Source organism: Belliella alkalica, assembly GCF_022549785.1.
GTDB classification, from domain to species: Bacteria; Bacteroidota; Bacteroidia; order Cytophagales; family Cyclobacteriaceae; genus Belliella; species Belliella alkalica.
In genome coordinates this window covers 55,451-66,815 of record NZ_JAKZGO010000020.1, presented here as the reverse complement: position 1 = coordinate 66,815, position 11,365 = coordinate 55,451, and the positions used below count along the sequence as shown (strand labels likewise).

Below are 11,365 nucleotides of genomic sequence, written 5' to 3'. Positions count from 1 at the left end.
AACTGAAACATCTAAGTACCCGGAGGAAGAGAAAACAACAGTGATTCCGTGAGTAGTGGCGAGCGAAAGCGGAGCAGCCCAAACCGGATCTGTTACGGCAGGTTCGGGGKTATAGGACCGATAAAAAGAGAACATACCTGACTTGAGTTGTCTGGGAAGGCAAACCAAAGCGGGTGATAGTCCCATAGGGGAAGGGTATGTGATTGGATTGGTATCCTGAGTAGGTCGGGACAGGAGAAATCCCGATTGAATTATCCGGCACCATCCGGAAAGGCTAAATACTCCTGAGAGACCGATAGTGAACAAGTACCGTGAGGGAAAGGTGAAAAGTACCGTGAATAACGGGGTGAAATAGAACCTGAAACCGTGCGCTTACAAGCGGTCGGAGCCAAGCGATTTGGTGACGGCGTGCCTTTTGCATAATGAGCCTACGAGTTACTCGTCACTGGCAAGGTTAAGGGTTTAAGATCCGCAGCCGGAGCGAAAGCGAGTCTGAATAGGGCGTTTTAGTCAGTGGCGGTAGACGCGAAACTTTGTGATCTACCCATGGACAGGTTGAAGCTCTGGTAAAACAGAGTGGAGGACCGAACCGATAAACGTTGAAAAGTTTCCGGATGATCTGTGGGTAGGGGTGAAAGGCCAATCAAACTGAGAAATAGCTCGTACTCCCCGAAATGTTTTTAGGAACAGCGTCGTGGAATGTATGCCGGAGGTAGAGCTACCGATAGGACTAGGGGGAGTCATATCCTACCAAATCCTGACGAACTCCGAATGCCGGCATATAGTAACGGCAGTGAGGGCATGGGTGCTAAGGTCCGTGTCCGAGAGGGAAAGAACCCAGACCTACCGCTAAGGTCCCAAAATTTACACTAAGTTGAACAAAGGTGGTCCAGCTGCAGAGACAGCCAGGAGGTTAGCTTGGAAGCAGCTATTCCTTTAAAGAGTGCGTAACAGCTCACTGGTCGAGCGGCAGGGCGTCGATAATAATCGGGCATCAAGTGTAATACCGAAGCGTAGGATTGATATTTATTATCAGTGGTAGGGGAGCATTCCAACGGCAGTGAATGTGCATGGCGATGTGCACTGGAGCTTTTGGAAAAGCAAATGTAGGCATAAGTAACGATAATGCGGGCGAGAAACCCGCACACCGATAGACCAAGGTTTCCTGATCAACGCTAATCGGATCAGGGTCAGTCGGGACCTAAGGCGAAGCCGAGAGGCGTAGTCGATGGCAAATGGGTTAATATTCCCATACTTGATATGCAGGTGATGGAGTGACGGAGTGATGAAAGACACGCCCGGTGACGGAATACCGGGTTAAAGCTTGTAGGTATTGGAACCATAGTTAAATGCGTGGTTTTAGCCGAAGGTGATAGTACCGAGCGTCTACGGACAATCGGATAGTTGTCCTAAGTGCTTCCAAGAAAAACTTCTAGCGTTAAGAGCATATTGACCCGTACCGCAAACCGACACAGGTGGTCAAGGAGAGAATCCTGAGGTGCTCGAGTGAATCATGGCTAAGGAACTCGGCAAAATGGCCCTGTAACTTCGGGAGAAGGGGCGCCTACCCACAGCAATGTGGGAGGCCGCAGTGAAAAGGCCCAGGCGACTGTTTAGCAAAAACACATGGCTTTGCGAAGTGGCAACACGAAGTATAAGGCCTGACACCTGCCCGGTGCCGGAAGGTTAAGAGGGGGCGTTATCGCAAGAGAAGCGCTGAATTGAAGCCCCGGTAAACGGCGGCCGTAACTATAACGGTCCTAAGGTAGCGAAATTCCTTGTCGGGTAAGTTCCGACCTGCACGAATGGTGTAACGATCTGGGCACTGTCTCAGCCATGAGCTCGGTGAAATTGTAGTCGCGGTGAAGATGCCGCGTACCCGCAACGGGACGGAAAGACCCCATGAACCTTTACTGCAGCTTAGTATTGGTATTGGGTAAACGATGTGTAGGATAGGTGGGAGACTGTGAATTGGCGTCGCTAGGCGTTGAGGAGTCGCCGTTGAAATACCACCCTTTGTTTGCTTGGTATCTAACCCCGTGTATACGGGGGACATTGCTTGGTGGGTAGTTTGACTGGGGTGGTCGCCTCCAAAAGGATAACGGAGGCTTCCAAAGGTTCCCTCAGTACGCTTGGTAACCGTACGTGGAGTGCAATAGCATAAGGGAGCTTGACTGTAAGGCCGACAAGCCGAGCAGGGTGGAAACACGGGTATAGTGATCCGGCGGTACCGTATGGAAGGGCCGTCGCTCAAAGGATAAAAGGTACTCTGGGGATAACAGGCTGATCTCCCCCAAGAGCTCATATCGACGGGGAGGTTTGGCACCTCGATGTCGGCTCGTCACATCCTGGGGCTGGAGAAGGTCCCAAGGGTTGGGCTGTTCGCCCATTAAAGTGGCACGCGAGCTGGGTTCAGAACGTCGTGAGACAGTTCGGTCCCTGACCGCTGGTGTACCGGTTGTGATGCCAATTGCATTGCCGGGTAGCTACGTCGGGAAGAGATAAGCGCTGAAAGCATCTAAGTGCGAAACTCCCTCCAAGATGAGACTTCCAAACAGGGCCGTCAGAGACGATGACGTTGATAGGCAGCAGGTGTAAAGTCAGAGATGACATAGCTGAGCTGTACTAATTGCCCGAAAACTTACCGTAAGGTCTACCCATTCAATTTTCTGTACACTTGTTGTGAATTTAAGACATAGGACGCAAGATTTTAGATATTAGACGAGAGTCGAATATGCTATATCAAAAAGTCCAAAGATTTAGGCGGCCTAGCGCAGGGGKCCCACCTCTTCCCATCCCGAACAGAGAAGTTAAGCCCTGCAGCGCCGATGGTACTGGGGTTACACCCGGGAGAGTAGGTCGCCGCCACATTATTCAAAGCCAGTCACGATAGCATTCGCGACTGGCTTTTTTGCGTTTAAACCCCAGGCTGAAAGATCTCGCCAAGAATGCAGAGGGGCGCAGATTTTTGGGGAAAGGGATGGTTCACGCAGAGCCGCAGAGGCGCGTAAGGTTTTTAATCTGGGAGAAATATGTGACGGTATTGTTTTTTTTTGGATTGGCCGCAGTGATGAAGGATGTTTAGACTTAAAAATTTAGCAGAAAGACAAGGGGGGAAACCTTCGAGGTTTTTGAAACCTCAAAGGTTTATTGACCCAACCTTTGAGGTTTTTTTTAAACCTCGAAGGTTATTGGGGTTCATTTAGAGACGTAGAAAGATTTTGAGAGAATGTGATGGTTCACGCAGAAGCGTGTAAGGTTTTTAATCTGGGAGATGTATGTGATGGGATAGCTTTTTTGGATTGGCCGGAGTGATGAAGGATGTTTAGACTTAAAAATTTAGCAGAAAGATATGGGGGAAAACCTTCGAGGTTTTTGAAACCTCAAAGGTTTATTGACCCAACCTTCGAGGTTTTTTTTAAACCTCGAAGGTTATTGGGGTTCATTTAGTGACGTAGAAAGATTTTGAGAGAATGTGATGGTTCACGCAGAAGCGTGTAAGGTTTTTAATTTTGGAGATGTATGTGATGGGATAGCTTTTTTGGGTTGGCCGGAGTGATGAAGGATGTTTAGATTAAAAATATAGCAGAAAGATATGGGGGAAAACCTTCGAGGTTTTTGAAACCTCAAAGGTTTATTGACCTAACCTTTGAGGTTTTTTTTAACCTCGAAGGTTTACTGAACTAATCTTTGAGCTTTTTTTCAAACCTCGAAGGTTTTTATTTTTTATAATGATGTTAAATTATAAAAAGACAACCTCTGTTCTAAATCCTTCGAGGTTTTTGAAACCTCAAAGGATTCTTGACCTAACTTTTGAGATTTTTGAAGCTTCAAAGGTTAGAATCAATCCCTTGCCAAATGTGCAGCGACCATTCTTAATGTTCCAAAATCGTATTTCCCAGGATTTTTTTCTCTTATTATTCCAAGTTCTCCATCTTCCAACTCAAGCAAAATAGTTATTTCCTTTACAAGTTCTTCAGAAAGATGATTGAATATATCTACTTTTCCTGCGGTGATACCTTTTGCTAAATGTCCTTTGATGGTTGATTCTGCAAGTCCTCTATAGGCTGCAATCTCTTCAACACTTTTCCCTTCAAGACTTAGTGTGTAGGTAATCTCAAATGTTTCTCCTTTTTCCAACTTGATATTAGGTCCTTCTGCTTTCTTCTTTTTTCTACCAGTTTTACTTGTCGTAAATTTAGGGTTGTCTTTAGCAGCTTGTTTAGCTTCTTGCGCTAGACCAATTCTTAGGTGAACCAAATTTTTTGTAACATCAGACATTTTTCCTATTTCTTCTCCGTTTAATATCGCAGGAACTAAAAATGTGATCTTTTGTAACTCACTTAATTTTTTTAAAAGTATTATCTCTATCTCTGATATTCCATCTAGATAAGTTTTTGTTTTGGAGTACCTTTCAACTTCTGCAGCATGATACATTAATTGTTTCAAAACATCTTTTAGTAATCTGAAATAGTATTGACTACCTTTTTCTAACCTTTCCAATAAATGGTTTTCCTCCTTTTGTTGCAATAGATAGATTAATTGTCTTTGGAATTTATAAGTATTCTCACCTTCTACAAGGATAGAATCGTATATTTTTGAGATAGCTGTACGCATTTCAGGATCTTCAAACTCCATCGTACTATCGTTCTCTTTTGCAAACGCCTCCATATTTTCAATGATAGGTGAAAAATCGAAAGTATTCACAAGTAGCTTTTGAATGTAAAGATATTGATGATCTTTTATAAGTATTTCCAAAGGCTGCTGACTTGAACTTGTTTGTTTGGTAAATACAATGGCTTGATGGTCCGAACTGATTATATTTGACTGGATCTTTGTTCTCAAAGTCAATCCATCCAAACCCCTAAGCCTACTCAATGCTACATAAACCTGTCCTGGCGCAAAAGCTTGACCGATATCAATGATAGCTTTCTCAAAGGTTAGACCTTGGCTTTTATGGACTGTTACTGCCCATGCTAGTTTTATTGGATATTGCTCAAAGGTACCAATGACCTCTTCCTGCAGCTCTTTTGTTTCTTCCTTGATGCCATACCTTTTGTTTTCCCATGTCTCTTTTTTGAGCATATACTCTAATTTAGTATCAGTCATCACCACTTTGATTTCATCATCATAGATGCTTTTGACAATCGCCATTTTCCCGTTAAAAAACTCGGAGAACCCACTGCTGTCATTTTTAATAAACATCACTTGTGCTCCCTCTTTCAACTCGAGTGTTTTTGGGATTGGATAGATGCTTTCTGGAAACTCGTTTTTTATTTCTGCTTCGAAAAAATGCGATTTCCCTTTCAATAACCCTAGTTCTTTTTGATTGTGAGCTTCTGCTTTGTAATTGTGTGTGGTAATGATGATGTTGTCTTTCAGATTTTTTATTTCCTCCTCTGTCTTGAAAAATTTATTGAGAAAAGAAATATCCTCTTGAGTGGTTTTGTTTTCTCTAAGGTTATTCAAGATTTGAATGAATTGGTCATCTTTTTGCCTGAAGATCTTATTAAGTTCAATATAGACCAAGCCTGAACTTTGAAGCGCCTTAGCTTCAAAAAAATGCATACTTTTATAAAATTTACCCAAAACTTGCCATTCTTCATCTTTGACAATTGGAGGAAGTTGGAATAAGTCCCCTATCATCAGTACTTGAACACCTCCAAATGGTTCATCAAAGTTTCTTTTGACGCTTTTCATTCGGTAATCTATGGCGTCCAATACATCCGCTCTAAGCATACTGACCTCATCAATAATTAAAAGTTCTACGGATTTAAGGACTTTTTTTCTTGCACTATTCAAAGTATGCCTTCTTCCAAGGCTGTACTGCGTATAAAAATTCCCACTATTTGTGAAATTACCCTCAGGTTCCCTTGTAGGCAAAAATGATCCAAATGGTAAGAGAAATTGCGAGTGAATGGTCACTCCTTTGGCATGCAAAGCAGCAATACCAGTAGGGGCAAGAATCACATAGGTCTTGTGCGTGATTTCAGCAAGATTTCTCAAAAATGTCGTTTTACCCGTGCCTGCTTTTCCTGTTAAAAATATAGGACTGTTTGTACTATTGACAAAATGTGCTGCAAGCTCTAATCTGTCTGTGGTCTGAATCTCCATAAAAATAAATTTACTACAAAAATGAAAATTGACCGAGTAAAAAAACATTAAGTTCGAAAAGTTTTTAAAATAATGTAACTTTGTTCCCATTAAATAGTTGTCATACTAACTATTAAAACACGAATTAAATGTCAAAACATATTTTAGTCACAGGTGGGACAAAAGGTATTGGTCGAGCGATAATTGAAAAGTTTGGCCAAGAAGGTTTTTCTGTATCCACTTGTTCGAGAAATGAAAGTGATTTGGCGGAATTGAAAGCTGATTTCCAGCGTAAGTTCCCAAACCAATCCATTTTTACGATAAAGGCAGATCTTTCTAAGAAGGAAGAAGTAATGAGTTTTTCAGAGAAAGTAAAAGAAAATATTGGCTGTCCAGATGTGTTGATCAACAATACTGGAGTGTTTTTGCCGGGAGCTATTCATTCAGAGCCGGATGGCAATTTGGAGTTGATGATTCAGACTAATTTGTATTCCGCTTACTATTTGACAAGAGCATTTACGCCTGAGTTTATTGAGAAAAAGGCAGGTCATATTTTCTCAATAGGGTCAATAGCAGGTCTTACAGCATACACAAACGGTGGTAGCTATGCAATCTCAAAGTGGGCTATGCTAGGATTCACAAAATGCTTAAGACAAGAATTGAAAGATTTCAATATCAAAGTGACTTCTGTTTTACCTGGAGCTACATTCACGGCAAGTTGGGCAGGGGTAGATATTCCTGAAGAAAGGTTTATGAAGTCAGAAGATGTTGCAGAATCAATATGGGGAGCATACAACCTTTCTCCAAACTCAGTTGTTGAAGAAATAGTAATTAGGCCACAATTAGGAGATTTGTAAAATTTATGGAAACCAAAGCACTATTGGATAAGATTAAATATTGTAATAGCCTTACTAACTATTCAAGGAGAAAGACGATTCCAGTCAAAGTAGGCGATGTCATCATTGGTGGAGATAATCCTATAGTGGTGCAATCTATGACCACTGTAGATACTATGGATACGATGGGTTCAGTAGAGCAATGCATCAGAATGATAGATAGTGGCTGCCAGCTGATTAGGATTACAGCTCCAAGCATGAAAGAGGCTGAAAACCTTCAGCTGATTAAAGATGAATTAAGGAAAAGGGGATATAATACACCTTTGGTAGCAGATATACATTTTACACCAAATGCAGCTGAAATTGCTGCAACTATTGTAGAAAAAGTAAGAATCAACCCAGGGAATTATGCCGATAAAAAGAAATTTGAGGTAATTGAATATACTGACGAAAGCTATCAGGAGGAATTGGATCGGATCAAAGAGCGATTTTTGCCTTTGGTGAAAATCTGCAAGGAGCACGGTACTGCTATGAGAATCGGTACCAATCATGGTTCTCTCTCTGATAGAATTATGAGTCGATACGGAGATACCCCATTGGGAATGGTTGAGTCTGCTTTGGAATTTTTGAGGATTTGTGAGGATGAAGGATATTATGACATTGTGATTTCTATGAAATCTTCCAACACGCAGGTAATGGTGCAAGCATACAGATTGCTTGTTCAAAAGCTTGAAGAAGGTGGTTTCAAGCCATATCCATTGCATCTTGGTGTGACAGAAGCTGGTGATGGTGAAGATGGAAGGATCAAGTCCGCAGTAGGGATAGGTACTTTATTGGAAGATGGATTGGGAGATACAGTTAGGGTTTCATTGACGGAAGATCCAGAGTTCGAAGCGCCGGTAGCCAAAGCTTTGGTAGATAGATATCTCAATAGAGCAGGTCATGCCAAGATTTCAGATATCAAACATTTCCCTATTTCCCCATTTGAGTATAATAAGAGAGAGACAATTGAAGTGTTCAATTTCGGAGGAGGAAATGTTCCTCGGGTAATTACGGACATTTCATCGATCGAAGGTGTCCAGCCAAAGGAAATGAAGCAAGTTGGTCATTTCTACTTGCCAGAATTAGACAAGTGGAAAATGAATGATCAAGGTGCGGATTATGTTTTTTCTGGATCTAACCCTATTCCATTTATGCTTCCAAATGGCATGAAAGAAATTCAATATTTTTCAATTTGGGAAAAGTCTGAAGACAAAGAGAATAAGTTTCCAGCATACACTTTGGATGAATTTAAGGTCTCAAAAAGCTTTCATTTTGGATTGAATTTCCTGATGATTTCAGATTTGGAAGTGGAAGATGCTGTGAAAGTATTGGAGGGTAGAAAAGACGTAGTAGTCATTCTTTCAAGTGAAAACACCCACAACTATGCAGCCTTGAGAAGGGCCTTTGTTGTATTCTTGGAAAATAATGTTCAGGTTCCAGTTGTACCGAAAGTTATCTATAAAGAAAAAAGTCAAGATCAGATTATGCTATATGCAGCAACTGATGTTGGAGGTTTGTTGATAGATGGTCTTGGAGAAGGTGTGATGATCGATGCTTCAAATAATAATGACTCGAAAAGAGAAACTATTCTGGATCAGATCAAGTTACATAATTCAATCAGCTTCGGTGTTTTACAAGCCGCGAGAACACGTATGTCCAAGACAGAATATATTTCTTGCCCTTCATGTGGCAGAACTTTGTTCGATCTACAGGAGACTACAGCGATGATCCGCAAAAGAACAGATCATCTTAAAGGTGTGAAAATTGGAATTATGGGTTGTATAGTCAATGGACCTGGAGAGATGGCTGATGCGGACTTTGGATATGTTGGGTCCGGAAAAGGAAAAATCACCCTTTACAAGGGTAAAGAAGTTGTGAAACGCTCTGTTCCTTCGGAGAAAGCAGTAGATGAATTGATTGAAATAATCAGAAAAGATGGGATGTGGATAGAACCTGAAGTGTAAATTGATTTTCAAATCGATGTCAACACTCTGTTCTACAAATAAATTTATTATGGCAAATAGCAGATTAAAAGAGTTCTTTCAGTTAGGTGAGTTGGGAAATTATTTTGTAAGGGTATTCCAAAAGCCTGATCCGAATCAAAAAAGCAACTTCAACCTTAGAATGATGCATGGAATCAACAAGATATCGATTTTGATGTTTTTAGCTGCAATTCTCATTTGGATTGCCAAGAGATTATTCTGATTGCTTAACTTAGCAAAAAGAATATCGAAAAAATGAATATCACTTTCTTCAGAGAATATTGTCTTTCGAAACCAGGTGCCTCGGAAGACACACCCTTCGACGCCAATACGCTATGTTTTAAAGTAGGAGGGAAGATTTTTGCAATAATTGATATAGAACTTTTTGAAAGTGTAAATCTAAAATGTGAACCAGAGTATGCTGTAGAACTGCGTGAAAAGCATGATTCAATAGTGCCAGGATATCATATGAATAAAAAGCATTGGAATACAGTGATTTTCAATTCGGGATTGTCTGATAAATTTATTTTGCAGCTAGTAGATCATTCGTATGATTTGGTTTTTGATAGCTTATCGAAGAAAGTAAAAGAAAATATTCAAGAAGGATGAGTTACCTAAAAATCGAATCAGTCCAAAAAACTTATCAAAATGATAAGCCAGCGATCGTAGATTTTTCTTTGGAAATACCGAAAGGTCAGATCGTTTCACTGATAGGAGAAAGCGGTTCGGGCAAAAGTACACTTTTAAGGATTATCGCAGGATTGGAAAATAAGAATTCAGGAGAGGTGTTTTTGGGAGAAGAAAAAATTCTGACACCCAAAGAAAAATTAGTGCCTGGCTATGACGAAATCCAATTGGTGTTTCAGGAATATCATTTGTATCCTAATTCTACCGTAGAAGAAAATATTGGACGGCCTTTGATTCAATATGACAAGGCATATAAAAAGAAAAGGATCGATGAGCTTTTGAAATTGTTGGGTCTAGATGCATTTAGTACAAAACTCCCCCGGCAACTTTCGGGAGGGCAGCAGCAAAAGGTAGCTATAGGAAGAGCTTTGAGTTTAGAACCACAAGTAATCTTGCTTGATGAGCCATTTTCCAGCTTGGATACGATCCAAAGAAGGGAGTTGATTGTTGAGTTGAAGACTATTTTCAAACAGTTAGAGGTAACAGTTATTTTTGTTACGCACGATTTGGATGATGCTTTGCAAATGACAGATTCTTTGGTTCTGATGCACAAAGGGAAGTTACTACAAAAAGGTTCGCCCGAGTCTATTTTTGAAAAGCCTAAGAATCTCTATGCAGCCAAGCTTTTCAGTCATTTGAATTTAGTCAGTGAAAAGCCAAAGACTTACATCAGACCATCCGATATTCAGCTATTCAAAAGTGTGGGACTAGCTGGAAAGGTGCTAGAGAAACAGTATCTAGTTCATTACAATCAGCTAAATGTACGATTGGAAAATGGAGCGGAATGGCTCGTTGAAGACAAAAAAAGAATGTTTGAGCTTGGAGAAAAAGTTTGCCTACGATGGGATGAAAAAAAGGAAATTTCATTTTAAAAAATAAAGCCTCTGAAAAAAGATTTCAGAGGCTTTATTTTTACATGTGTATCCGCTTTCTTGCACGTAGCCAAGCAATAGATTTTTGGATGAACGATTTTTGTGTTGACTGTGAACTGTTGTCTGATGACGAGTATCCGCAACTTACAAAGCTACTTCTTACCCTACGTGCAACATTGCGGATACTCATATATTTTTAATGCTCGTGTCCGTGTTCGCCATGAACATGACCATGTTCCAGTTCTTCTTCAGTAGCTTCTCTAACTTCAAACACCTCACCGTCAAAATGTAAGTCAAATCCAACCAAAGGATGGTTGAAATCCAATAATATTTCTTCTCCAAGATCTTTGATTACTTTTGCTTGCATAGGAAAGCCATTTTCATCTATAAGCGGAAGAAAATTCCCTTCTTCCAACATGTTTGGCTCAAAACCGTTTTGTGAGTTGAATTGGTCTTTTGGGAGCGCCATGATCATTTCTTCATCCGCTTGACCATAAGCATCTTCAGCTGTGATGATGAAATTAAAGCTATCACCTTTTGCTTTTCCGGCAAGTAATTCTTCAAATTTCTCGGGTAATCCGCTGTTGCCAAACAAGAAAAAGAATGGGTCTTCGCCATCTCTTACTTCTACACTGAATGGAGCTGATTCTACTTCTTCCTCGTCCTTGCTTACTTTGAGTTCATAGGTAAGCCCTACTACTGAGTTGTTTGTGATTTTCATGTGTTTATAATTCTTTTTCTATGGTCATCCCGATTTGTCGGGACAGGCGATGGAATCTCGCAATGTGGATAATTATCTTATGTGTATCCGCTTTCATGCACGTAGCCAAGCAATAGATTGTTGGATGTACGA

7 protein-coding genes and 2 rRNA genes are annotated in these 11,365 nt (G+C 40.8%); 7 read left to right on the top strand and 2 right to left on the bottom strand.

The features are described 5' to 3' along the window. A 23S ribosomal RNA gene (locus MM213_RS17815) occupies positions 1-2,649 on the top strand; the annotation flags it as partial. 110 nt (positions 2,650-2,759) lie between these two features. Further along, positions 2,760-2,871, top strand: a 5S ribosomal RNA gene (rrf, locus tag MM213_RS17810). Positions 2,872-3,843: 972 nt separating this feature from the next. On the opposite strand, the gene MM213_RS17805 is transcribed toward rrf, so the two are convergent. Beyond that, positions 3,844-6,114, bottom strand: a complete 2,271-nt coding sequence (locus tag MM213_RS17805; RefSeq protein ID WP_241414251.1) for a helix-turn-helix domain-containing protein — start codon at positions 6,112-6,114, stop codon at positions 3,844-3,846. A gap of 128 nt (positions 6,115-6,242) precedes the next feature. Between MM213_RS17805 and MM213_RS17800 the strand changes: the two genes are divergently transcribed. Genes MM213_RS17800 through MM213_RS17780 form a run of 5 tightly spaced genes read left to right on the top strand, consistent with a single transcriptional unit; the run spans position 6,243 to position 10,512 of the window. Then, positions 6,243-6,950, top strand: coding sequence for an SDR family oxidoreductase (locus tag MM213_RS17800; RefSeq protein ID WP_241414250.1), 708 nt, complete (start codon positions 6,243-6,245; stop codon positions 6,948-6,950). Between the two features lie 5 nt (positions 6,951-6,955). Continuing rightward, a complete protein-coding gene (gene ispG, locus MM213_RS17795) occupies positions 6,956-8,935 on the top strand; it encodes a (E)-4-hydroxy-3-methylbut-2-enyl-diphosphate synthase (protein WP_241414249.1) in 1,980 nt (659 codons plus the stop codon). 49 nt (positions 8,936-8,984) lie between these two features. Continuing rightward, the gene (locus tag MM213_RS17790; protein ID WP_241414248.1) at positions 8,985-9,176 is read left to right on the top strand and encodes a DUF6728 family protein; all 192 of its coding nucleotides are present in this window, start codon (positions 8,985-8,987) and stop codon (positions 9,174-9,176) included. A 32-nt stretch (positions 9,177-9,208) separates the two neighbouring features. Next, the gene (locus tag MM213_RS17785) at positions 9,209-9,562 is read left to right on the top strand and encodes an MmcQ/YjbR family DNA-binding protein (protein WP_241414247.1); all 354 of its coding nucleotides are present in this window, start codon (positions 9,209-9,211) and stop codon (positions 9,560-9,562) included. Then, positions 9,559-10,512, top strand: a complete 954-nt coding sequence (locus MM213_RS17780) for an ABC transporter ATP-binding protein (protein ID WP_241414246.1) — start codon at positions 9,559-9,561, stop codon at positions 10,510-10,512. The genes MM213_RS17785 and MM213_RS17780 overlap by 4 nt, the downstream gene beginning before the upstream one ends. Before the next feature lie 196 nt (positions 10,513-10,708). Here MM213_RS17780 and MM213_RS17775 read toward each other — a convergent pair whose 3' ends face one another. Beyond that, the gene (locus MM213_RS17775; RefSeq protein WP_241414245.1) at positions 10,709-11,233 is read right to left on the bottom strand and encodes an FKBP-type peptidyl-prolyl cis-trans isomerase; all 525 of its coding nucleotides are present in this window, start codon (positions 11,231-11,233) and stop codon (positions 10,709-10,711) included. Positions 11,234-11,365: the final 132 nt, after the last annotated feature.

Bases quoted from the DNA above. Each gene is read 5' to 3' on its own strand.
- MM213_RS17805 (WP_241414251.1), bottom strand. From the start codon at position 6,114: ATGGAGATTCAGACCACAGACAGATTAGAGCTTGCAGCACATTTTGTC.
- ispG (WP_241414249.1), top strand. From the start codon at position 6,956: ATGGAAACCAAAGCACTATTGGATAAGATTAAATATTGTAATAGCCTT.
- MM213_RS17790 (WP_241414248.1), top strand. From the start codon at position 8,985: ATGGCAAATAGCAGATTAAAAGAGTTCTTTCAGTTAGGTGAGTTGGGA.
- MM213_RS17800 (WP_241414250.1), top strand. From the start codon at position 6,243: ATGTCAAAACATATTTTAGTCACAGGTGGGACAAAAGGTATTGGTCGA.
- MM213_RS17780 (WP_241414246.1), top strand. From the start codon at position 9,559: ATGAGTTACCTAAAAATCGAATCAGTCCAAAAAACTTATCAAAATGAT.
- MM213_RS17775 (WP_241414245.1), bottom strand. From the start codon at position 11,233: ATGAAAATCACAAACAACTCAGTAGTAGGGCTTACCTATGAACTCAAA.
- MM213_RS17785 (WP_241414247.1), top strand. From the start codon at position 9,209: ATGAATATCACTTTCTTCAGAGAATATTGTCTTTCGAAACCAGGTGCC.